The following is a 23,689-nucleotide window of genomic DNA, read 5'->3' on the forward strand; positions in this document are numbered from 1 at the left end:
TCCGCTGAAAATCGGCCCGGTCAAGGTCGGCCTATTGTGAGTGATAATAGGCCTCAGAGACTTAATTTCTTACAAGGCCATCTCTGGCACATGTTCGGGGACAATAAGCTTGCCAGCGGTTTTGGCAACTATCTCCTCGACACTCACACCTGGCGCCCGCTCCAGCAGGTGGAAGGCGCCGTCCTTGATTTCGATAAAGGCCAGGTCTGTCAGTACCCGCTTGATGCAGCCATAACCCGTGAGCGGCAACTCGCATTTACTCAGCAGTTTGGAGTTGCCGTGTTTGTCGGCGTGCATCATGGTGACTATGATATTGTCGGCGCCGGCCACCAAGTCCATGGCGCCGCCCATGCCTTTAACCAGCTTGCCGGGGATCATCCAGGAGGCGATAGAGCCTTCGACATCCACCTCGAACGCGCCCAGTACCGTGAGATCCACATGCCCGCCACGGATCATGGCGAAGCTCTCGGCGCTGGAGAAGAAAGACGCGCCTTTGACGGCGGTAACGGTTTGCTTGCCGGCGTTGATCAGATCCGGATCTATAGTGTCTTCGGTGGGGAATTCACCCATGCCCAAGAGGCCGTTTTCCGATTGCAGCATTACCTGCATGCCCTCGGGGATATAGTTGGCCACCAGAGTGGGGATACCTATCCCCAGGTTGACGTAGTAACCGTCTTTGAGTTCCTTGGCGACGCGTTGGGCCAGTTGTTCTCTTGAAAGTGCCATTTTGCTCTCCTGCCCTTATGCCTGTTTGACTGTGCGCTGTTCGATACGCTTCTCGAACACACCCTTGATGACGCGATCCACATAGATGCCCGGGGTGTGGATATGATCCGGGTCCAGCTCACCCGGCTCGACTATCTCTTCCACTTCCACCACTGTTATCTTGCCGGCGGTGGCCATCATGGGGTTGAAGTTGGCGGCTGTCTTGCGAAATACCAGGTTACCCATGGTATCGGCCTTCCAGGCGCGGATCAGCGCGAAGTCGGCTGTCAGTGCCTCTTCCAGCACATAGTGGCGGCCATTGATTTCGCGGGTCTCTTTGCCCTCGGCCACCGGGGTGCCGTAGCCGGTGGCGGTAAAGAAGGCGGGGATCCCGGCGCCGCCGGCGCGGATCTTCTCCGCCAGAGTGCCTTGTGGGGTAAGGATTACATTGAGTTCGCCGCTGAGCATCTGCCGCTCAAAGGTGGCGTTTTCACCCACATAGGAGGCGATCATTGTGCTTATCTGCTTATGTTGCAGCAGCAGCCCCAGTCCGAAGTCGTCCACCCCGGCGTTATTGGAGATGGCGGTCAGGCCGCTGACGCCCAGCTTGACCATTTGATTGATAAGGCCTTCGGGAATGCCGCAAAGGCCAAAACCTCCCACCATGACTGTCATATCATTGGTGAGACCTGCGAGCGCTTCGTCGTAGCTGCCGACGACTTTATTGAGTCCTGCCATAGTGATGTCCTTGCTGTTTATTATCTGTCGTTATACTGCTTATCTGTTGTGCCACCTGGAAGCCTTAAGCTCCTAGGGCTCTGGCCACTTTTGAACCGGTTTGCCGGCCAAGCTGCTGGCTTATCTGCCGTCCGGCCCGGGCCAGTTTGTTGAGATCTATGCCTGTGTCTATACCCATACCATGCAGCATGTAGACAAGATCTTCACTGGCCAGATTACCGGATGCGCCTTTGGCATAGGGGCAGCCACCGAGTCCGGCGACCGAGGTATCTATTACACTGACGCCGGTTTCCAGGCAGGCGAGAATGTTGGCCAGCGCCTGACCATAGGTATCATGGAAGTGTAGCGCCAAGCGCTCTACCGGTACTCGCTCGGCCACTGTTTCCAGCATTTTGCGGGCCTTGAGCGGTGTACCTACGCCTATGGTGTCGCCGAGGGATATTTCATAGCAGCCCAATTGATGCAGAATGTCGGCGACCCGAGCCACTTCTGCCGGGGCGATTTCACCATCATAGGGGCAACCCAGTACGCAGGAAACATAGCCGCGAACCCGAACGCCTTGCTCCTTGGCCCGGCTCAGCAGGGGCTCGAAGCGGGCGATGGACTCTTCGATGGAGCAGTTGATGTTCTTCTGGCTGAAGCCTTCGGAGGCGGCGGCAAATACCGCCACTTCATCGGCGCCGGCATCCAGCGCCAACTCCAGGCCCTTGAGATTGGGAGTCAGGGCGCTGTAGCAGACGCCGGTGCGGCGTGAAATGCCGCGCAGCACCTCGCCCGAGTCTGCCATTTGCGGCACCCACTTGGGCGATACAAAGCTGGCGGCTTCGATGCGCTTCACCCCGGCATCGGCCAGGGCTTCAACCAGGGTTATCTTGGCTTGAGTGCTGACCGAGGTTTCATTTTGCAGGCCGTCTCTTGGGCCCACTTCAAACAGGCTTACCTTGGGAGGCAGCATTTTTAAGCCTCCTTGAGTTGTTCGCTGAGCTCCAGCAACTGGGCGCCATCGCTGACCAGTTCGCCGGGCTGGAAGAAAAACTCACTCACAGTGCCATCGAAAGGCGCGGCTATGGTGTATTCCATCTTCATCGCTTCCATCACCATCAGCCCTTGGCCGGCCTTAACGTTATCGCCTACAGCCACCAGGTGGGTGACTATGGTGCCGTTCATCGGCGCCTTGAGCAGATCGGCGTGGTTGGCCTGCTCCTCTTCCAGTTCATTCTGAATGGCGCGGAAATGACAGGCGCTAAGCTCGCCGGAGCGGCCAAGCAGGGTAAAGTCCATACCCTGGCGGCTGATTCGCTGGCTGCTGATATGCCCATCGACCATACAGCGAAGCGTGTCACCACCGGCCTCATCTGTGCTCAACTCGCCTTCGATAACCAGGGTTTGACCATCCAGTGTCAGTTGCCAGCTATCGGCTTTGGCCAGCTCAGTCAGCTGCAGGTGATGAATATGGTGTTCATCGTCCATCAGGGCAATATCGTGGCGCTTGGCGCTGTTGAGTCTAAAGCCATTGGCGCTGCCCCAGGGCGAGGATGGGTCCTGACTGTTTGTCTGTTTGGCCCGGGAGTCGCGTTTGCGCCACAGCATTTCATACAGTGCGGCTTTGGCCAGCAGCGGCAAGGGCAGAGTGCTGTCTTTCGCTTGAGGCAGCAGCTGTGCTTGATAGCGCTCAATAAAATCTGTGCTGAAGTCGGCGCTGGCAAAGGCCGGGTGAGCGGCGATTTTTCCCAGGAAACCGATATTGTGTTTCAGGCCGGTGAGCTGGAAGTCATCCAAAGCCCTTTGCAGGCGCTGCAGCGCTCTTGGGCGTGATTCATCCCAGACAATCAGTTTGGCTATCATGGGGTCGTAGAAGTTGGAGATTTCATCGCCTTCACGAACCCCTGAGTCGATACGTACATGGCGCGATGACTTGGGCTCGCGCAGGAAGTTGAGCTTGCCGCTGGCGGGCAGGAAGTCGTTATCCGGATCTTCGGCATAAATTCGCACTTCAAAGGCATGGCCCTTAATGGCAACTTGCTCCTGAGTCAGGGGCAGAGGCTCTCCGGCGGCGACCAGCAGTTGCCAGTGCACCAGATCTGTCCCTGTCACCAGTTCGGTAACCGGATGCTCTACCTGCAAACGGGTATTCATCTCCATAAAGAAGAAGCTGCCGTCTTCTTCTGTGGCATGGGTGTCCAGCAGAAACTCGACCGTGCCTGCACCCACATAGTCGATGGCGCGGGCGGCAGCCACGGCGGCTTCACCCATGCGGCGGCGCAGGGCGTCGCTGAGGCCGGGGGCCGGCGCTTCCTCCACCACTTTCTGGTGGCGGCGCTGAATCGAGCAGTCCCTGTCTGACAGATAAATGGCATTGCCCTGGGTGTCGGCAAATACCTGTACTTCCACATGGCGCGGCTGCTCCAGGTAACGCTCCATCAACAGCTTGTCATTGCCAAAACTGGAGGCGGCTTCACGGCGGGCCGAGTCGATGGCCGACTTGACTTCCGTCAGGCTGCGGACAATCCGCATTCCCTTACCGCCGCCACCGAAGGCGGCCTTGATCAGCAGCGGGAAACCGATTTTTTCGGCTTCACTGAGCAGCACTTCATCGCTCTGGTCATCACCGTGATAGCCGGGCACCAGCGGCACTCCGGCGCGGCCCATGATGAGTTTGGCGGCGCTCTTGCTGCCCATGGCTTCTATGGAGTCGGCCTTGGGGCCGATAAAGGCGATATTGGCCCGTTCACAGGCAGCGGCAAAACCGGCGTTTTCCGACAGAAAACCATAACCCGGGTGGATCGCCTCGGCGCCACAGGCCTTGGCGATATCGATGATGGCATCGCCCTTGAGGTAGGAGTCGGCCGGCGCCGAGCCCCCCAGATAAAAGGCTTCATCGGCCATAGCCACGTGGGCGGCATGGCGATCGGCATCCGAGAACAGTGCGACAGTGCGCACTCCCAATGACCTGGCGGTACGTATGATGCGACAGGCAATTTCGCCGCGGTTGGCAATCAGAATCTTGTTGAACATCTTACATCCTTCCTTAGTCACGGCGCTGTGGCGGGTTTGAGCTATTGCCTGGATTGCAACTGGAGTTGTTGCCCGAATTGTCACTTGAGCCTTGCCAGCTCGGCGGGCGTTTTTCGAAAAAGGCGTTCAGCCCTTCCTGGCCTTCAGCAGACACCCGGATCCGGGCGATGGCCTCGCCGGTGAGTGCCAGCGTCTGTTCATCTATCAGTCCGTGGCGGATATCGCTTATCAGCTGTTTGCACCAGTTGAGCGCCTGCGGACTGTTGCCCAGCAGCGACTCGATAAGGGGCGCGGCGGCGACCTCGAGATCGTCTGCTACCTGATGCACCAGTTGCAAAGTTTTGGCGGCTTCGGCATCGAAACGCTCTGCGGTCAACATATAGCGTCTCGCCTGACGCTCGCCCATGGCGCGGCGCACATAGGGGCTGATAACCGCCGGGATCAGGCCAAGCTTCACCTCTGACAGGCAAAAGCTGGCCTTGGGTGTTGCTATGGCGATATCACAGCAACACACCAGCCCCAGCGCTCCGCCAAAGGCCGCGCCTTGCACCAGGGCCAATGACGGCTTGGGGAATTGATCCAGGGTTGCCATCAACCGGGCCAACTCGGCGGCGTCTTTGAGGTTGTCGTCAAAGTCCATCGCCGCCTGTTTGCGCATCCAGTTCAGGTCGGCGCCGGCGCTGAAATGTTTGCCGTTGGCTTTCAGCAGCAGCACCCGGCAGGCGGGATCCCGGGCCAGGGACTCCAGCGCATCAATGAGCTCGGCAATCATCACTTCATCGAAGGCGTTGGCCAGCTGCGGGCGATTCATCACCAGGGATGAAACGCCGCGGGAGTCGGTGGTTAAGGTCAGATATTGATAATCCATACCGGCCTCCATTACATGCGGAACACGCCGAAACGTGTGTCCTCTATGGGCGCATTCAGCGCCGCCGACAATGCCAGGCCAACCACATCACGGGTCTGGGCCGGGTCGATAATGCCATCGTCCCACAAACGGGCGCTGGCATGGTAGGGATGCCCCTCTTTATCGTACTGGGCTATTACCGGAGCCTTGAAGGCGGCTTCTTCCTCGGCGCTCATGGTCTGCCCCTTGCGGGCCAGGCCGTCTTTACGCACTGTGGCCAGCACTCCGGCGGCCTGTTCACCCCCCATGACTGAGATGCGGGCGTTGGGCCACATCCACATCATGGTGGGTTCAAAGGCGCGGCCGCACATGCCGTAGTTACCGGCGCCGTAAGAGCCGCCGATGATCACGGTAAATTTGGGCACAGTGGCGCAGGATACTGCAGTCACCATCTTGGCACCGTGTTTGGCTATGCCTTCATGCTCATATTTCTTGCCGACCATAAAGCCGGTAATGTTTTGCAAAAACAGCAGCGGGATCTTGCGCTGGCAACAAAGCTCGATGAAGTGAGCGCCTTTTTGTGCCGACTCGGAAAACAGAATGCCGTTGTTGGCCACTATGCCAACCGGGTAGCCATGAATACGGGCAAAACCGCATACCAGAGTGGCACCATAACCGGCCTTGAACTCGTCGAAGTCTGAGTCATCGACGATGCGGGCAATCACTTCTTTGACATCGAAGGGCTTTTTCAAGTCGGTGCCGACTATGCCGTAGAGCTCATGAATATCGTACTTGGGCGGCTTTACCTGGCTCAGTGTCTGGGCAATCTGCTTTTGGTGATTGAGGCGGGAGACGGCATTGCGGGCCAGCTCCAGCGCGTGGTCGTCGTTTTGCGCCAGATGATCGGCCACACCGCTTATCTTGGTGTGTACTTCGGCGCCGCCGAGCTCTTCGGCACTGACCTCTTCACCCGTGGCGGCTTTCACCAGCGGCGGGCCGGCCAAAAAGATGGTGCCCTGTTCACGGACAATAATCGATTCATCGGCCATCGCCGGCACATAGGCGCCACCTGCGGTACACAGGCCCATGACCACGGCGATTTGCGGGATCCCTTTGGAGGACATGCGGGCCTGATTGAAGAAGATGCGGCCGAAGTGATCCCTGTCCGGAAACACTTCATCCTGGCGCGGCAGGTTGGCACCGCCCGAGTCCACCAGATAGATGCAAGGCAGGTGACAGCGCTCGGCTATCTCCTGAGCGCGCAGGTGTTTTTTCACCGTTAGCGGGTAGTAAGTGCCACCTTTGACCGTGGCGTCGTTGGCGATAATCATGCACTCGACTCCGCTGACCCGGCCGATCCCGGCTATGATGCCGGCGGCGGGCACTTCTTCGTCATAGACTTCGAAGGCGGCAAACTGGCTCAGTTCCAGAAATGGCGAGCCGGGATCCAGAAGTTTCTCTACCCGGGTACGCGGCGCCAGTTTACCGCGGGACAGATGGCGCTCCATGGCCACAGGGCCACCGCCTTCGACTATCTTGTTGAGTTTTTGTTGGACATCGGCCACCAGGTGGGACATGGCGGCTTGTTTTTCCCTGAATTCATCGCTGCGGGCGTTGATTCTACTGCTGATTTGAGGCACGGCTTGTCATCCTTTTCGACTGAATGGGGGAGCGTGAAGGGCCGCTTGAACGGCCCCGGCATTCGCCATTACTTGGTTTCGTTGAACAGCTCTCGGCCGATGAGCATGCGGCGGATTTCCGAAGTACCGGCGCCGATTTCATAGAGCTTGGCATCGCGTAGTAGGCGACCTGTAGCGTATTCATTGATATAGCCGTTGCCGCCCAGCAGCTGAATGGCGTCCAGTGCCATCTTGGTGGCGAGCTCGGCGCTGTAGAGAATGGCTCCGGCGGCATCTTTACGTGTGGTTTCGCCGCGATCGCAGGACTTGGCGACGTTATAGATATAGGACTTGGCGGCATTCATGCCTGTGTACATGTCGGCCAGTTTGCCCTGCACCAGTTGGAATTCGCCGATGGATTTGCCGAACTGCACCCGCTCGTGCATATAGGGCATCACTATGTCCATGCAGGCGGTCATTATCCCAAGAGGGCCGCCGCTGAGCACCACCCGCTCGTAGTCGAGGCCGCTCATCAGTACCTTCACACCCTGGTTGAGGCCGCCGAGAATATTCTCTTCCGGGACTTCGCAGTCTTCGAATACCAGTTCACAGGTGTTGGAGCCGCGCATTCCCAGCTTGTCGAGCTTCTGTGCCTGGGAGAAGCCTTTGAAGCCGCGCTCGACGATAAAGGCAGTGATCCCGTGCGGGCCCTTGTCCAAGTCGGTTTTGGCATAAATCACATAGGTGTGGGCATCCGGGCCATTGGTGATCCACATCTTGTTGCCGTTGAGAATGTAACGGTCGCCTTCCTTGCGGGCATGCAGCTTCATGGAAACCACGTCCGAACCTGCGTTGGGTTCACTCATCGCCAGTGCGCCTATATGTTCGCCGCTGACCAGCTTGGGCAGATATTTTTCTTTCTGGGCCTGATTGCCGTTGCGGTTTATCTGGTTGACGCACAGGTTGGAGTGGGCGCCGTAGGACAAACCTATGGACGCCGACGCGCGGGAGATCTCTTCCATGGCGACGACGTGCGCCAGATAACCCATGTTGGCACCGCCGAACTCTTCGGGGACTGTGATCCCAAGCAGCCCCATGTCGCCGAACTGAGGCCAAAGCTCGTTGGGGAAGGCGTTGTCCTGATCCACCTTGGCGGCAATGGGGGCGATTTCATTGGCGGCGAAACCGTTGACTGCATCCCGCAGCATATCGATTTCTTCACCGAGTCCAAAGTTGAGGCTTGAGTAGAGAGAGTTCATTGGCTTGATGTCCTGTAAGTTAATATTTTTATTTTATTATTATGGTGTTTGGTCAATGGCTCAGGCTTTTTCCTGCTCCATGTCATCCAGCGCCTGACGGCACTGAAGTTCGGCAGAATTGAGTTCCATCAACACCACCTTGATATCGTCCATCTGCTGTTGCAGTGAGGTCTTTTTTTCCTCAATCAGGGCCAACATGGTATTGAGCTGTGCATGGCTGCTCTTGTCGGCATCGTAGAGTTCAAACAGTCGGCGGGTTTCCGCCAGGGAAAAGCCCAGACGCTTGCCGCGCAGAATAAGTTTCAGTCTGACTCTGTCCTTGAGACTGTAGATACGGGTCTGGCCACGACGCCTGGGTTTGAGCAGCCCCTGATCTTCATAGAAGCGGATGCTACGGGTGGTGATATCAAATTCCTTTGACAGATCACTGATGGAGTAAGTGGTTTGTGGATTGTGGTTTGCGCTCATCGATAACACCATAAAATTGAACCTGTTTGGCAAGATATATGAAGTTTACGTAAAGGTAAAGTTTGTTGTGGCATTTTGCGAGCAGCTTGGTGTCCACCGCCGCTGCCATCGGCCTTTGCCCGTATTGAAACACTTGCTTCAGTAACCTGTTTATTTGTCTTCCAATCTGGGTAACGGTACATGGCATCCTTCACTATGCATGTTTGCATTCCAATCGTTTTGATGTCCGCTTCGGATGGACAGCAAAATACTCGGAAGCCAAAAGGTGCAGTTCGAACAGGGTTTTAGGCTAACGTCTAATTGGGGACTTGACCAAAAAGGACTTTAATTGTCACAGGAAGGAAGGGAACGCAGTGCCGTCGCAGAACGGCGTCCTTTGGGAGGAAAGATAATGATAGATCCGGGTTTAGCCATGCATAAGGCGTCACTCGAGGACAAGACACAGTTTTGGGGTGAGTATGCCCGCGCCATTGATTGGCAACAGTCCTGGGAGCAGGTGCTGGATGAGAGTGAGGCGCCATTTTACCACTGGTTTCGCGGTGGCATGCTCAACACCTGCTACAACGCGGTGGATAGACATGTGGCCGCCGGGCGCGGCGAACAGACCGCCATTCAATATGTCAGTCCGGTAACCGATACCGAGTACGGCATCAGCTATAACGAATTACAGCAGCAGGTGAGTCGCCTGGCGGGCTGGATGCAATCTGTCGGCATCAATAAGGGCGACAGAGTCGTTATCTATATGCCCATGGTGCCGGAAACCGTGTTTGCCATGCTGGCCTGTGCCCGCATAGGCGCCATACATTCAGTGGTGTTCGGCGGCTTTGCCGCCAATGAACTGGCAACCCGGATCAACGATGCCAAACCCAGATTGGTATTGTCTGCCTCTTGCGGCATAGAACCTTCAGGTGTTGTGCCTTATAAGCCCCTGCTGGACAAGGCGCTGGAACTGTCCGAGCACAAGGTGGAAAACTGCCTTATTCTCGGTCGCAGTCAGTATCAGGCCGAGTTGCAGCCAGGGCGGGATCATGACTGGCAGAGTGCTATCTGTCAGGCGACTCCTGCCGATTGTGTGGCGGTCGAAGCCACTCATCCCTTGTACATTCTCTACACCTCAGGCACCACAGGGCAGCCAAAGGGGGTTGTGCGTGATAATGGTGGTCATGCGGTAGCGCTGGCCTGGTCGATGAAGGCCATCTATGACATAGAACCAGGAGATGTCTTCTGGGCAGCCTCGGATGTGGGTTGGGTAGTGGGTCACTCCTATATTGTCTATGCACCGCTGCTGGTGGGTGCCACCACCTTGCTGTTTGAAGGCAAACCTGTGGGCACCCCGGATCCCGGTACTTTTTGGCGCACCATAGCCAAGTACAAGGTCAAGAGTTTCTTTACCGCACCGACTGCGATTCGCGCTATCAAACGTGAGGACCCGGAGGCAAGCTATGTGGCTCAAAGTGACCTCTCTTGCCTGAAAAACGTGTTTCTGGCCGGCGAGCGTTGTGACCCGGATACCCTGAAGTGGGCGGCTGAGAAGCTGGCCAAGCCAGTAATAGATCACTGGTGGCAAACCGAAACCGGATGGGCCATTGCTGCCAACTTGATGGGGGTTGCCCCTATTCAGGTCAAAGCCGGGTCACCGGCAAGAGCCGTGCCCGGTTATCAGGTGGAAGTACTGGACGAAATGGGGGAGCAGGTGGCTCCCGGGCAGTCGGGCAATGTGGTTATCAAACTGCCTCTGCCGCCTGGAACCCTGACTACGCTGTGGCAAAATGATAAGCGCTACCATGACAGCTATCTGGCCATGTATCCCGGCTATTATCTCACCGGAGATGCCGGCTATATGGATGAAGAGGGCTATCTCTACATCATGAGTCGCATCGATGACATTATTAATGTGGCCGGTCATAGATTATCGACCGGGCGCTTTGAAGAGGTGCTTTGTCAGCACCCGGCGGTGGCTGAAGCGGCGGTTATCGGTGTGGAAGATAAGCTAAAGGGCCAGGTGCCGCTGGGGTTGGTGGTGCTCAAGATGGGCAATACCCTGAGCGAAGAACAGCTACACAAGGAGCTGGTGGCCCTGGTGCGCCAGGAAATAGGCCCGGTGGCGGCGTTCCGTTTGGTGAGCGCTGTACCCAAGTTGCCCAAGACCCGCTCCGGCAAGATACTGCGCGGCACCATGCGTAAAATTGCCGACAATCAGGAGTTCAAGGCGCCGGCGACCATAGAAGATCCCGCTACTCTGGATCTGGTGCGCACCGCACTGACCCGTATGGGCTATGCCGATTCTCTGGTGAAAGAGCACGCCTGAGGCTGACTTTCTCCTTTTGCGCCTGCCGTCGGCAGGCGTTTTTTTAACTGTTTTTCATGTTGCAAAGGCGCGCCTCTTACACTTTGCCCTTTTAGTCGGCCTTTGCTAAGATGCCGCTGCTCCGTTCGGGGCAACAACAAGTAGTTACATACAAAGTAGTCGCATCCAAGTTTTACATTCAGGCTTGCAACTTAAGCTCACTATGTAGCCTTATCACTCTGGCCGCAGGGACGACCCTGTAAGCGCCTTTTCCACTATCGGGGACGACCCCTCTTAAAAAGGGACGGGTTCATGAACTGGTTACTCTTAATCCTCGCAGGTTTGTTTGAAATAGGTTGGGCCATAGGCCTTAAATATACCCAGGGTTTTACCAAGTTAATTCCGAGTCTGTTGACCTTGGGCGCTATGGCTATCAGTGTCGGTTTGCTTGGGCTGGCGACCAAGTCATTGCCTATAGGCACGGCTTACGGTGTTTGGGTAGGCATTGGCGCTATGGGCACGGCATTGGTGGGGATCTGGCTATTCGGCGAGAGTGCCAGTCTGATGAAAATCGGCAGTTTGCTGTTGATTTTTATTGGTGTTTTGGGACTGAAACTGGCTAATTGAACCCGGATGTTTGTCTGTTAATCGTGTTTTTCAAACAAGGTTATCGTCAAGGGCGGCTGGTAATTAACTTTCGTTAATCAGTATAATTAATCCACTCAAGGCCGGTTGTTGGCTCACAAAACGACCGGCTCCTCTGCTACCCGTGGAATTAATAACAATGCAAACCCACAAGCATCTTTCTGACATCGGGGTCATAGGCCTGGGTGTGATGGGCAAGAATCTCGCTCTCAATATCATAGATAACGGCTATCGGGTCGCGGCGTTCGATCTGGACAGCCGTAAAGTGATTGCTGCCGAAAACCAGGCCAAGATGGAAGTGACCGAGAGGGAACAATTGCTGTTTGGCTGTAATAATCTTACTGATTTGATGGGAAATTTAGCAACGCCACGCATTCTGCTGCTGTCCATTCCGGCCGGTGCGGCAGTCGATGCCGTATGCCAATCCCTGCTCGATGCCGGAATTGAGCGCGAGGATATAGTCATAGATACGGGCAATAGCCTGTGGACAGACACCATAGCGCGGGAGCTGCGCTATCGCGATCAGTTTATCTTCTTCAGCTCCGCCGTATCCGGCGGTGAGGTGGGGGCCAGATTCGGGCCCTCGCTGATGCCCAGCGGTGATATCAAGGCCTGGGGGCGGGTTGCTCCTATTTGGCGGGCGATAGCTGCCAAGGTGGATGGTGACACCGGATTACCGTTGGAGCGATTCGAGCCCGGCAACCCGGTTACCCAAGGGGAGCCCTGCACGGCTTACATAGGCCCGGCCGGTAGCGGTCACTATGTGAAGATGGTGCACAACGGTATTGAATATGCCGATATGCAGTTGATTTGCGAGGCTTATCATCTGCTAAGCCAAGTGCTGGGTCTTGATGCCTACGCCATTGCCGAGGTATTCGAGCGCTGGAATAAAGGTGTGCTTTCCAGTTATCTGATGGAAATCAGCGCCGAGGTCTTGCGGCAACAGGACCCATTGAGCGGTAAGCCTCTGGTTGAGATGATCCTAGATAAGGCAGGGCAGAAGGGCACAGGCCTGTGGACGGCAGTTAGCAGCTTGCAGATAGGTTGCCCGGCGCCCACTATCGCCGAAGCGGTTTATGCCCGCGCCATCAGTACTCAAAAAGTTCTGCGCCAGAGTTTGGCTACCAAGCTGGCCGGTCCCGAAGCGCGAGACACTCAATCGGCGGCCCCGGACGAGCAACAAAGTTTTATTGATGGCTTGGAGAGTGCACTCTATTGCGCCAAGGTGAGCTGTTATGCCCAAGGGTTCCAGTTGATGGCGATGCAGGCTCAGGAGCAGGGATGGCAGCTGGATTTTGCCGCCATTGCCAGGATCTGGCGCGCCGGCTGTATTATTCGCGCCAGATTCCTGCAATCCATAGCCGCAGCCTACGACAAGGAGCCGGAATTGGCCAATTTGCTGTTGGCCGATGGCTTTGCTTCAACGCTTTCTACGCACCAGCAGGCATGGCGGCAAACAGTTGCCAAGGCGGTACTTGCGGGTGTGCCTGTGCCCTGCATCTCATCGGCGCTTTCCTACTACGACAGTTATCGCACTGAGACCTTGCCGGCCAACCTGTTACAGGGGCAACGGGACTTTTTCGGAGCACATAGTTTTGAGCGCATAGATCAAGCTGCCAACGAGCGTTATCACCTGGATTGGAGTGACCCCAAGCGGCCGCTGATTAAGCTGGATTGAGGGAAACCGGGTCGGGCAGAATACTATCACCGGCCAACAAAAAGGCTTCCAACTGCTTGGCAGTGGAAGCCTTTGCTATTTCTATCCCTTTGTTTATAGCTATCCCAGTGCTAAAGGGTAAACACCAAGCCTAAGCTGAACAGGACGCTGAATATCATAGTCAGTTTGGCGGTGCGCCCCAGTAAAGGGTTTAATGCTGCGCCTGACTCCTGGATAAAATCACTGGACAGCTTGCGGGCCATCAGCAGCGCGAGGCCTGTCAGCAGCACAGGTAGCCCAGGTAGCAAGCCCAATAGGAAACCAGCGATAATCAGGCCGAAGGGTAAGTATACCAACGCCTGGTACAGCACCTTGGATTGGGCTTCACCTATACGTACCGCCAAAGTGCGCTTGCCGGCTTTTTCGTCAGTATAGATATCGCGGGTGTTGTTAACTAGGCAGATGGCGGCATTGAGCAGGCCCACGGCGCTACCCAAAATCCAGGCTGCAGTGCTGGTATCACCGGCCTGCAGATAGTAACTGCCGACAACGGCTACCAAGCCAAAGAAGATAAAGGCCGCCACTTCACCCAGGCCGTGTGAGGCCAGCGGGTATGGGCCGCCGCTGTAACCCAGGGCGCCCAAAATGGAAGCCGCCGCCAGGATGGCAATCGGCCAGCCACCGTGCCAGATGAGGAAAGACCCCACCGCCAATGCCAGCAATAGGCAAAAAATCATTGCATTACGCACTTTCAGCGGGTCGAGTAAGCCGCTCTGGGTGACCCTTATCGGCCCAAGTCGTTCTTCGGTATCTATACCATTTTTGAAATCAAAGTAGTCGTTGGCCAGGTTAACGGCAATCTGCAGTAACAGGGCACAGACCATAGATGCCACTGCAATGGTCCAACTAAAACTCTCCAGTTGCAGAGCCAGAATGTTGCCTATCAGCAAGGGTCCTATTGCCGCAGGCAAGGTGCGCGGCCGTGAGGCTAAAATCCAGGGATTCATCTTGTTAATTCTTCAGAGTTAAAGATGGGAAAACATGCTAAGGATACCAATTTTCCACTTGAAAGTTAGCACAATCGGATAAATGCATTTAACAGAGTTTGAGTCAGCGCACATTTGTACCCGTGCGGATTAAAAAAATGCAGCCATAATCAAATAACCTTAGGGGATTATGTGTTCTTATTGTTAAAGAATACCCGGTATTTCATGAGCTTATTACTAAAGCAGAGGTTAATATGATGGGGTTTGGGGGCAGGACAGCCCTTGTCAGCGGTGCCGCCTCGGGGTTGGGGCGCGCCTTTGCCATAGGTTTGGCTCAGCGTGGCGCCAGTCTGGCACTGCTGGACATAGACAGCTGTAAAGATACCTTGAATGCGATTTCTGCTTTGGGGGCCGATGCCAAAGCCTGGCACTGTGATGTTGCCAATGAGCAAGATGTTGCTTTGGTGCTGCAGGAAGCTTGTGACCACTTTGGCACCATAGAGTTGTTGGTGGCCTGTGCCGGGATCCATACCCCTTGCTCATTTGAAAAACTGACACCACAGCAGTGGCGACGGCAGTTGCAGGTGGATCTAGATGGCAGCTTCTTTCTCTGTCACGGCCTCTGGTCGCGAATGAAGGCCCAGGAGTATGGCCGGATCCTTTTGTTGGGGGGTGTTAGTGGACTGTTTGGAGATCTTTTTGAAAGTGCCTGGGCTAGCGCCAAGATGGCTTTGTTTGGATTAACCAATAGTCTCAGTCGTGAAGGCGGCAATCATAACATCCGTGTCAACAGTCTCTATCCTTTGGCTACCACCCCTATGACGGAGCAACATCTGGCACTGCCGGTACAACCTTTATTTGGTTTGAGCGCACCATTGGCAGCCGGGTTGTTTCTGCTCAGTGAGCAGGCGCCCAATGGGCAACATTTGTTGGCTGCAGCAGGCAGTATCAGCCGGGTGAGAATAGCGCAGACAGAGCCGGGTTACTTTAATGCCGATGCTTGTACTCCTGAGCTTTTGGCCAGAGCCTGGCCAGAGTTGAGTGTGGCCACACCGCTGGGTTTCAGCGACAGCGGTGAGGCGCAAATTGTTAACTGGGCCAGACAAGCCGCCGCTGAGCATGATATAGAGATAGAGTAAAGTCATCTGGTCACGAAGGGCGGTTCTGGGTTAATCTTTGCGGTATATGTCAGCCAGTTAGTAGAGTTTTATGAGCCAGGTTTTAGATGATCTCTTGTCACTGCTCGCGCTTGAACAGATAGAAATCGGACTTTATCGGGGCCAGAGTCAGGATCTGGGTTTTGGTCATGTGTTTGGTGGTCAGGTCATGGGTCAGGCCCTCAGTGCCGCCCGTCGTACTGTGCCGCAAGAGCGCCAGGTGCACTCACTGCATTCCTATTTTTTACGTGCAGGCGATGAAAAGCTGCCGATAGTCTACGAAGTTGAAAATATGCGTGACGGTGGCAGTTTCAGCGCCCGTCAGGTGAAGGCGATTCAGAAAGGGCGGCCGATTTTCTACATGACTTGCTCCTTCCAGGAGCCGGAAGTTGGCTTCAGCCATCAGGCAGAAATGCCAGAGGTTCCCGGCCCAGAAGGGATACTCAATCAGCAGGAGTTGGCAATGACCATGAGGGATAAGGTGCCCTCCAGAATGCTGGAAAAGTTTATGGCCGATGCCCCCATTGAAATGCGCCTGGTCAATCCGCTTAACCCTGTAGCTCCGGCGGCCACTGAGCCCGTACGACATGTATGGATGCGGGCAAATGGTGCCTTGCCGCCCGAACATGAAATGCACGACTACCTATTGGCATACGCTTCGGATTTCAACTTTTTGGTGACAGCGGCTCAGCCTCATGGGGTGTCATTTTTGACCCCGGGGATGCGGATGGCCACTATAGATCACTCACTCTGGTTCCACCGACCTGTCAATATGGGGGAATGGCTGCTTTATGCCATAGAGAGTCCCAATGCCAGTGGCGGTCGGGGATATGTGCGAGGGCAATTCTTTAATCAACAGGGCGAGCTGGTGGCTTCTGCCACTCAGGAAGGCTTGATGAGAATGACCGCCAAATAAGGGAAAGCAAGATGATTAAGTATGTGAAAGGACTGGTAATTGCTGCTGGGATAGTGTTTCTAGGCGGCTGTGTCACTGTTGACCCCAAAGCTCCTGTTATCGTCAACGGGGCCGCTGGTTACTTGGAAAGAGTGGCCTTGCCTCAAGGTTCCAGTATCACCATTGCCATCATAGATTTGGACACCCCCGGGGTAATCGTGGCACAAAAGAGCTTTGATATCGCCAGGGCGCCGGTGCCGTTCAAGTTTATTTTACCGACTGAAACCCTTGAGTCCGATGTCAACTATGGTGTGGTCGCCATGATCCAGTATCAGGGAAGGGTGATTTTCCAAACTTATGACAGATATCCGGTGATCAACAATGACAAGTTCACCACCGAAGTGTTGATGAAGGCGGTGCCAATACCTCAGTTGGAACAACAACCTTGATTATTTGATATTGGCGCTAGGATCCCTCTGTCGCGTGATGCCGTTTACTTTTGTAAGCGGCATTTTTATGGTTACGGATGAGGCCGGCTGGGGAAGGGGCTGTTTATTTCGGTAACCTGATATTAGCCGCTGCTATCAGGCTGGCTTACGACTCTAGCCTTGGCGACTTGTCTATTGAACCCATTTTCTCGCCAATAGATGCTGCCAAAATTCACAATCCCCAACTCTAGTCGCGAAACCGGGGGGAGATTAACCATGGTGTTCAGTCTTTATCAGCTTGCCGAACTGATCGTAGAAGTTCCAGTCGCCGGATTCACGATTGCTGATATAGCTGCCTTCGGTACGTTTTTCGCCATTGGTCCAGAAGGTCTGCCACAGCCCCTCTTTTCTATCCCTGAGGAAGGTGCCTTTCTCGGCCAGCTTGCCGTTGTTGTGGAAGTAACTGGCTTCACCCTCTTTCTGGCCCTTGAGCCACTGTTCATGGCTCTGTGGTTTGCCATTTTGGAAGTACTGGCTCAGTTTGCCATCGAGCTTTCCCTGCCAGTAGTTGGCTTGCTGCTTTAACTGACCGTTGCTGTAGTACTGCTCTGACTTGCCGTGCAGTACATCGTCCTTGAATTCATGACTGGCGGCGAGCACGCCATCTTCAAACCAGCTTTGCCACTGGCCGCTTTTGGCTCCTTTTAACAACTCGCCGGCCAGTTTCTGCTGCTCATTGTTGACATAGTACTCGCTGTAGTTGCCGCTCTTGTCGCCATTGGCATAGGTTTCCTTGCGATAAAGGATGCCCTTGAAGCTGTAATGCTCGCGTGCGCCATGCAACTTGCCGAGCTGCCACTGGCTCTTGATCCTGACATTGCCCTCGGGGATGGTGCCGAAGGTGGGATCGTCCTCTTCGTAGCGGTAGTCTATCCAGCTACCTGTCTTCTTATTGTCCAGGTACTCCCCCGTAACCCGGCGGCGGCCATGATAATACTCGGCATATTGGCCATTGAGTTTGCCTTTGACAAAGGTCTGCTCCCGGCTCTTGGCCCCTTCGCGATACTGAATCCAGAGCCCGTCCTTGTCGCCGTTGAGATATGCGCCTTCCTCATTGGGATCGCCGTTGGCGTACCAGCGCTTGAAGGCGCCATCAAGCGGATAACGATAATCCTTGGCGGCCTTGTGTTTGGCATAGTGGGCTAACTCCCTGGGCTTGCCATTGTTGTAGAAGCTCTCATACTTGCCGACCCATTTACCGTCTATGACTTCGCCCTGTTCTTGCACTGTGCCATCTTCAAAGTAGCGGATGGACTTTCCGGTTTGCTTATCATGCAGATATTGCACCAGGCTGCGTTTTTCCCCGTTCGGGAAGTAACGGATAAAGTCGCCGTGACGTTTTCCCTGTTGCCATTGGCTGGACTCTTGCAAAACGCCGGCGCTGAAACGCTGATATAAGCCATCCAGCAGGCCCATGGCAAACCGGGACTTTTCCAGGGGCTTGCCGTCGATATCGAAACGTTCATACTTGCCATGGCGGGGATATTGACCGTTGTCGCTCAATTGGCTGTCGTGGAAGGTTTCCAGCTCGGCCAGCTGGCCATTGGGATGAAAGCGCTTCTGTACGCCGGTTTGCTGGCCGCTTTTGTAGTGCTGCTCTATGACCCGTTTGCCTTCACTGTTGAAGTACTCCTGAGGGCCATCTTTTTCGCCGTCACTGAAGTGTTCATTGCCCAGCAGCACGCCTTTATTGTCGAAGGTTTGGCATTGGCCCTGGCGTTTATCTGCGCGGTAAGCACATTTGATTGCCAGTTCACCGCCGGGGTGATATTTCAGGCTTTCGCCGTCCCGTTCTCCGGCGCTGAAACGGGTTTCGCTCTCTTTGCTGCCATCATCAAAAAAGCTCTGCCAGACGCCCTGACGTTGGCCATTGGCATCGAATTGGCCCTTGACCTTGATTACCCCCTGGGCGTTTTGTTCCAGATACTCGCCAAAGAGTTGGTTGTTGGCATATTGCTGACTTTGGGCCAGGGTGCCGTTTTCATAGAAGCTCTGCCACTGGCCATGGCGCAGGTTATCGGTATAGGTTTCACTGGCCTTGAGTTTACCGCTGGCGTAGAAGCGCTTGACCAGCTCTTTATTGCCGCTGCGGTAGAATACGCTTTCATTGAGGCGGCCATTGCTGTCAAAGGTTTGCCATTCCCCTTCGGGTACGCCCTTGTTGAACACCTGTAATTCGGTCATCTGGCCGCTGAGGTCATACATGCGCCAGCTGCCATTCTGATAACCCTGGAAATACTGGCCCTCAATCAATTTGGCATTGTTGGGGTGAAATACCTGCCAGCGGCCATTGGGCAATCCTTGAGAGAAAGTCGCTTGGGTATAACCTTGGTTATCGCGAATGATGGAGATCTCACCATTGAGGGGCATGCCACTGGCCAGATTGTAATAATGAGGGATACCATCCTGCTGCCGGACTTCCACCATTAAGGAAGAGAGGTTTTGTGCCGCTTGTGCCTGTTGCAGCAAAGTCGATGTGCTCACGACCAACATTGTCATGATGGTGAGATGTTTATGCATAGCTTCTCCTTGTTACCGACTTCTGTAACCCCGTCATTGGGATCCGGTTCTTTACTTATTTGAGCTCACTCTTGCGGGCTTTTTTATATTGGTACATCTGGTTGTCTGCCAACCTGAGACTCTGCTCCACATCGCCATTGAAAGGTGCGATGCCAGCGCTGAAATACACGGCAACCTTATCGGTGGTCAGCTTGGTCTCGACTTGCCGTAAGCGTTCTCTGAGCCAAGTTTCACTGCCGTAGCTGAGCAGCACAAACTCATCGCCGCCAAAGCGGCTCACCAGCGCCGGTGTCGGAAAAGCGAGTTTCAGCTCGGTTGCCAAACGTTTGAGTGCAAAGTCACCGGCACCATGACCCAGACTATCATTGATTTTTTTCAGGTTATCCATATCCAGCAGCACCAGCATGCTTTCTATGTTGTTTTTGGGCTGCCACTTCTGGGTTTGCTCTTCAAAATACTTGCGATTGGCGAGCCCCGTCAGGCTGTCAAAGTTGGCCAATTGGTGGATCTGACGGGACTTTTGGTACAGGGCGATGGCATTGGCGGCTTCATGGGTCAAAATAGCCACCAGATCCCTGTCATAGCTGCTGAAGCTGGCAACCAATGAACTGTCGAGATTGAGCATGGCATAGAGTTTGCCATCTATATGGAGTGGGCTTGAAAGCGTCGCGCTAATGGGAGGGGCGGCTGCGTTTAACAATAATGTTTGAGCTTCAGGACTCAGACCACTCTGGGCGTTGAGTTTGCGCATATCGTTGACTACAACTACCCGGTCGCAGCGGCCATTGGTCAACCTGTATGCGAAAGACTGCTCCAAGGTCATATTCAGCCGTTGCAATTTGGTCATATCCAGCCCAACAGCCGATTCAAAGTGCAGCTTATTACTGCCGGGTTTCACCAGTATGATAGAGCCCATTTCGGCGCCATCTATCATGGCGACTGCTTTACCCAGTAGGGCATTGAGGAAGGCGTGTTCGGTTTCGTATTGGCTGGAAAGATGCACCAACTCGAAGGTGGCTTCGTTGATACCCAGCACCTGTTCCAGGTGTCGCCACAGCCGGCCCAGGCGCCCTTGGTGGACAAAGTAGCCCAGACTATAGGCCATGAAATAGATGACAGAAACCCCAACCCACTGCAGCCAGGGAAGTTCTCCGGCTGGACTGGTGACCCAAAATAATAAGGCTATCAGTAGCAGCGGCAGTAACATAAGCAGCAGATGATAACGCAGATCCAATGTGTCTATCTTCTGCTTTTTGAGTCCGTTCTGATCCAACAAATCCTGAAAACCCTAAAGTTATGCCTTGAACAGTCGTAAAAGGCGGGCAACCCTTGCCCGCCCGTTTTTCAGTCAAACTCTGCCTGTATCCATGAGAGTGGTGCCTGATACTGAGTCGGCATCCACTGCTTAAGCTGGCTGATGCTGTTTGCCAGCGCGTTTTTATCCAGTACCGACAAGTTCAGGTGGCCTACCTTGCGGCCGGGGCGCACCTCTTTGTCGTACCAGAATAGCTCGGCATTGGCCAGGCTCAGCCAACGGTCGTCCTTATCTATGCCTATCAGGTTGACCATCACACATTGGAAGTTAACCTGAGGCGTCATCAGTGGCAAATCGCACAGGGCCCGCAGGTGCAACTGGAACTGATCCATATGGGTGCCTGCCTGAGTCCAGTGCCCTGAGTTGTGCACTCTTGGCGCCAGCTCATTGACCAGCAGGTGATCGCCCACCCGGAAACACTCCATCGCCATCACCCCAACATACTCCAGCTCATGCATTATACTGCTGAGCATAGTTTCGGCCTCGGCCTGCAATGGTTGCAACCGGGCCAAGGGGGCTATCGATGCCATCAGAATGCCATCTTGATGCAAATTGAGCGTTAAGGGATAAAAGAAGCACTCGCCGCTGCGGCTGCGAACCCCAACCAGAGACACTTCTTCATCGAAGGGGATCGCCTGCTCGGCAATCGCCTCATTACGCCAATCGGCTGGGATAGTGCTCGACTCGACTTGCTTCAGCCAGTGTTGTCCCTTGCCATCATAGCCGCCGGTGCGGCGTTTCAGTAGAACTCTTTCACCATATTTGTGATAAAGATCATTAACTTGGGTGTTTTCGTCCAGCAGTTCCCAAGGCGCAGTGGCCACCTTGAGCTGATCCAGCAGGGATTTTTGGGTGTATCTGTCGGCGAGGCGGCCAAATACCGGACCATTGATGAAATGACAGTGCTGCGATAATTGCAGGCTCAGGGGTGACTCGGGCCACTGCTCACGTTCGGCAGTAATAATATCTGTGTCTGTCAGCGGCAACTTTTCATCGCTTGGCGCCATGATATCCACCGGGCGGACATCTATCGCCAGCGGTTGGCCGGCATGACGCAACATGGCACCCAGTTGGCCATCGCCCAGTACCCAAACTCTCTTGTCAGCCATCTCAGTCTTCCCTCGGATCCGGATTATCCAGTACCGCGCGGGTCTGAGCTTCGCGGAAGGCTTCGAGGCGCTCGGCCAGTTGCGAGTCCTGAGTTGCCAGCATCTGGCAGGCCAGCAGGCCGGCATTGAATGCCCCGGCTGTCCCTATGGCCAGCGTTCCTACGGCAATCCCCTTGGGCATCTGCACTATCGACAACAGACTGTCCATGCCGCTGAGAGCCTTGCTTTGTACCGGCACGCCCAGTACAGGCAAGCGGGTCTTGGAAGCTATCATACCCGGCAGGTGAGCGGCGCCGCCGGCACCGCCTATGATGACCTTGTATCCTTTGTCTGCTGCTGATGCGGCAAATTCCATCAACTTGTCTGGGGTTCTATGGGCCGAAACCACTTCGACATGGTAGGGCACCTTGAGAGAATCCATGATCTCTGCGGCCGCTTCCATGGTGGGCCAATCACTCTTGGAACCCATTACAACAGCAACGAGGGCTTGCATGATAACTCCTTAACTACTGATTTTATTTATAATATTTTGCCTGTTTCCAGGTCGGGTACAGTAACGGACGGTGCAAACCCGTTCCATGAGTGCTCTGCGTTGGTCTACAGGCCTGGATACAAGGCGTGGTTCGCACCCTCCTTAACCCGGCGTTGTTCCCAAGGCCGGGCGATAATGGCTGCAGATAATATCATGACAGGACGGCGCGCGCTGCCCTTGAACACTGTGTTTCGGACAAAAATCAGCCCGAATAAAAGATGCGATAGAGGCGGCCTTGGGCATCATCGGCTATCAGCAAGGAACCATCCGGTAACTGCAGCACATCGGCGGGGCGTCCGGATACGGTTTCGCCCTTGAGCCAGCCTTCGGCAAACACCTGAGGTTCACCGGCCTTGCCCTGTTTTATCGGCACGAAACGCACTCGATATCCCACCTTGCTGGACCGGTTCCAGGAGCCGTGTTCGGCAATAAAAATGCCGCCGTGATAGGCCTTGGGGAAGCTGTCGCCGCGATAGAAGGTCATCCCCAGCGCCGCTACATGGGCGCCCAATTTGACTTCAGGTGGGCTGAAATCGGCAAGCTGCTTACCTTTGCCGAATTCAGGATCCAGGGTATCCCCTTGATGAACGTAGGGATAACCAAAATGTTGGCCGCGCTGACTCAAATGATTGAGCTCATCGGCTGGCATATCGTCTCCCATCATGTCGCGGCCATTATCGGTAAACCACAGCTGGCCACTGACGGGGTCGAAGTCGAAACCGACACTGTTGCGCACACCGGCGGCTTCGAGCCTCGGTTGTTTGCTTTGGAGATCCAGGCTGATTATTTTGCTGTAGTCGCTGCCGGCATCACAGATATTGCAAGGCGCGCCTATGGGTATATACAGGCGACCGTCGGCGGCAAACTTGAGGTATTTCCAGCCGTGATGCTTATCTGTGGGTAAGTCATCATAAAAGATTCGATAACTCGGGGAAGCACTCTGACTCAGTTGCTGCTCGATATTGTCAAAGGCGAGAATTTGGCTCACGGCGCCTACATAGAGAGTCTGGTCCCGAAAAGCCAGCCCGGAAGGCATATTGAGCCCGGAGGCGATCACTTTAACCCTGTCATGGCGGCCATCGGCATCTGTATCTATTGCGGCATAGACTTTACCTTCGCCGCGACTGCCGATAAAGAGTGTGCCCTGGCTGCCAAGCGCCATCTGGCGGGCATTGGCGACATTATCCAGATAGACTTCTATCTTAAAGCCCTGGGGCAGGCGGATATCCTTCAGTACCGATGGCGCTGAATTTTCAGCCAGTGCAGAGCCACTCACGGTAGCTGTCAACAAAGCTGCCGTCGAGAGAGCTGCTGCAAGCGAGATAGCGCGGCGCTGCGGGCGCAGTGAAACGGATGAATGCTTAGACATAAGGCCTCCTTGCGGTTGGGCATATCAGTATGACCTGAAATGAAGGCGAATAAAAAGGGAGGCTAAGCCTCCCTTCAA

Annotated in this window: 20 protein-coding genes; 6 read left to right on the forward strand and 14 right to left on the reverse strand. The window is 54.8% G+C overall.

Annotation, left to right across the window (positions count from 1 at the left end):
• Nucleotides 1-69: 69 nt before the first annotated feature.
• The 8 genes from ACMHXH_RS20165 to ACMHXH_RS20200 form a co-directional block, all read right to left on the reverse strand.
• Complete coding sequence (locus tag ACMHXH_RS20165; RefSeq protein ID WP_025009400.1) at nt 70-726, reverse strand: CoA transferase subunit B; 657 nt, start codon at nt 724-726, stop codon at nt 70-72.
• A 15-nt stretch (nt 727-741) separates the two neighbouring features.
• Complete coding sequence (locus tag ACMHXH_RS20170; protein WP_071476287.1) at nt 742-1,443, reverse strand: CoA transferase subunit A; 702 nt, start codon at nt 1,441-1,443, stop codon at nt 742-744.
• A gap of 64 nt (nt 1,444-1,507) precedes the next feature.
• Nucleotides 1,508-2,398: a hydroxymethylglutaryl-CoA lyase gene (locus tag ACMHXH_RS20175; protein WP_335912146.1), complete on the reverse strand. Its 891-nt coding sequence runs from the start codon at nt 2,396-2,398 to the stop codon at nt 1,508-1,510.
• Between the two features lie 2 nt (nt 2,399-2,400).
• Nucleotides 2,401-4,458 carry an acetyl/propionyl/methylcrotonyl-CoA carboxylase subunit alpha gene (locus ACMHXH_RS20180; protein WP_335912144.1) on the reverse strand — a complete coding sequence of 686 codons (2,058 nt, stop codon included), beginning with the start codon at nt 4,456-4,458 and terminating at the stop codon, nt 2,401-2,403.
• A 13-nt stretch (nt 4,459-4,471) separates the two neighbouring features.
• Nucleotides 4,472-5,326: an enoyl-CoA hydratase-related protein gene (locus ACMHXH_RS20185; protein ID WP_233962749.1), complete on the reverse strand. Its 855-nt coding sequence runs from the start codon at nt 5,324-5,326 to the stop codon at nt 4,472-4,474.
• An 11-nt stretch (nt 5,327-5,337) separates the two neighbouring features.
• Complete coding sequence (locus ACMHXH_RS20190; RefSeq protein WP_025009397.1) at nt 5,338-6,945, reverse strand: carboxyl transferase domain-containing protein; 1,608 nt, start codon at nt 6,943-6,945, stop codon at nt 5,338-5,340.
• A 68-nt stretch (nt 6,946-7,013) separates the two neighbouring features.
• Entirely contained in the window at nt 7,014-8,183 is a 1,170-nt protein-coding gene (locus ACMHXH_RS20195; protein WP_025889846.1) for an isovaleryl-CoA dehydrogenase, read from the reverse strand.
• A 60-nt stretch (nt 8,184-8,243) separates the two neighbouring features.
• A complete protein-coding gene (locus ACMHXH_RS20200; protein ID WP_025009395.1) occupies nt 8,244-8,651 on the reverse strand; it encodes a MerR family transcriptional regulator in 408 nt (135 codons plus the stop codon).
• 391 nt (nt 8,652-9,042) lie between these two features.
• Between ACMHXH_RS20200 and ACMHXH_RS20205 the strand changes: the two genes are divergently transcribed.
• The 3 genes from ACMHXH_RS20205 to gndA all read left to right on the forward strand — a co-directional run bounded on the left by ACMHXH_RS20205 (nt 9,043) and on the right by gndA (nt 13,261).
• On the forward strand, nt 9,043-10,959 hold the full coding sequence (locus ACMHXH_RS20205; RefSeq protein ID WP_335912141.1) for a propionyl-CoA synthetase: 1,917 nt from the start codon (nt 9,043-9,045) through the stop codon (nt 10,957-10,959).
• Nucleotides 10,960-11,250: 291 nt separating this feature from the next.
• Entirely contained in the window at nt 11,251-11,565 is a 315-nt protein-coding gene (sugE, locus tag ACMHXH_RS20210) for a quaternary ammonium compound efflux SMR transporter SugE (protein WP_039033745.1), read from the forward strand.
• Between the two features lie 157 nt (nt 11,566-11,722).
• Nucleotides 11,723-13,261, forward strand: coding sequence for an NADP-dependent phosphogluconate dehydrogenase (gene gndA / locus ACMHXH_RS20215; protein WP_039033746.1), 1,539 nt, complete (start codon nt 11,723-11,725; stop codon nt 13,259-13,261).
• Nucleotides 13,262-13,371: 110 nt separating this feature from the next.
• Here the strand turns inward: gndA and ACMHXH_RS20220 are convergent, their stop codons facing one another.
• Nucleotides 13,372-14,247 (reverse strand): 1,4-dihydroxy-2-naphthoate polyprenyltransferase, encoded by an 876-nt coding sequence (locus ACMHXH_RS20220; RefSeq protein WP_335912139.1) that lies wholly within the window; start codon nt 14,245-14,247, stop codon nt 13,372-13,374.
• A 233-nt stretch (nt 14,248-14,480) separates the two neighbouring features.
• Between ACMHXH_RS20220 and ACMHXH_RS20225 the strand changes: the two genes are divergently transcribed.
• The 3 genes from ACMHXH_RS20225 (at nt 14,481) to ACMHXH_RS20235 (ending at nt 16,727) form a co-directional block, all read left to right on the forward strand.
• Nucleotides 14,481-15,365 carry an SDR family NAD(P)-dependent oxidoreductase gene (locus ACMHXH_RS20225; protein WP_052248016.1) on the forward strand — a complete coding sequence of 295 codons (885 nt, stop codon included), beginning with the start codon at nt 14,481-14,483 and terminating at the stop codon, nt 15,363-15,365.
• 70 nt (nt 15,366-15,435) lie between these two features.
• Complete coding sequence (gene tesB, locus ACMHXH_RS20230) at nt 15,436-16,299, forward strand: acyl-CoA thioesterase II (protein WP_039033748.1); 864 nt, start codon at nt 15,436-15,438, stop codon at nt 16,297-16,299.
• 11 nt (nt 16,300-16,310) lie between these two features.
• Nucleotides 16,311-16,727 carry a YbaY family lipoprotein gene (locus ACMHXH_RS20235; protein ID WP_071476282.1) on the forward strand — a complete coding sequence of 139 codons (417 nt, stop codon included), beginning with the start codon at nt 16,311-16,313 and terminating at the stop codon, nt 16,725-16,727.
• A 249-nt stretch (nt 16,728-16,976) separates the two neighbouring features.
• Here ACMHXH_RS20235 and ACMHXH_RS20240 read toward each other — a convergent pair whose 3' ends face one another.
• The 5 genes from ACMHXH_RS20240 to ACMHXH_RS20260 form a co-directional block, all read right to left on the reverse strand.
• Nucleotides 16,977-19,286: a toxin-antitoxin system YwqK family antitoxin gene (locus ACMHXH_RS20240; protein ID WP_413738527.1), complete on the reverse strand. Its 2,310-nt coding sequence runs from the start codon at nt 19,284-19,286 to the stop codon at nt 16,977-16,979.
• A gap of 55 nt (nt 19,287-19,341) precedes the next feature.
• Nucleotides 19,342-20,562: a sensor domain-containing diguanylate cyclase gene (locus ACMHXH_RS20245; RefSeq protein ID WP_039033751.1), complete on the reverse strand. Its 1,221-nt coding sequence runs from the start codon at nt 20,560-20,562 to the stop codon at nt 19,342-19,344.
• A 68-nt stretch (nt 20,563-20,630) separates the two neighbouring features.
• On the reverse strand, nt 20,631-21,710 hold the full coding sequence (gene purK / locus ACMHXH_RS20250; protein ID WP_335912138.1) for a 5-(carboxyamino)imidazole ribonucleotide synthase: 1,080 nt from the start codon (nt 21,708-21,710) through the stop codon (nt 20,631-20,633).
• Between the two features lies 1 nt (nt 21,711).
• Complete coding sequence (gene purE, locus ACMHXH_RS20255; RefSeq protein ID WP_025010942.1) at nt 21,712-22,203, reverse strand: 5-(carboxyamino)imidazole ribonucleotide mutase; 492 nt, start codon at nt 22,201-22,203, stop codon at nt 21,712-21,714.
• A 241-nt stretch (nt 22,204-22,444) separates the two neighbouring features.
• Nucleotides 22,445-23,611 (reverse strand): PQQ-dependent sugar dehydrogenase, encoded by a 1,167-nt coding sequence (locus ACMHXH_RS20260; RefSeq protein WP_335912137.1) that lies wholly within the window; start codon nt 23,609-23,611, stop codon nt 22,445-22,447.
• Nucleotides 23,612-23,689: the final 78 nt, after the last annotated feature.

Origin of the sequence: Shewanella sp. BJSY2023SW001, assembly GCF_047314685.1 — a bacterium.
Taxonomy (GTDB): domain Bacteria; phylum Pseudomonadota; class Gammaproteobacteria; order Enterobacterales; family Shewanellaceae; genus Shewanella; species Shewanella indica.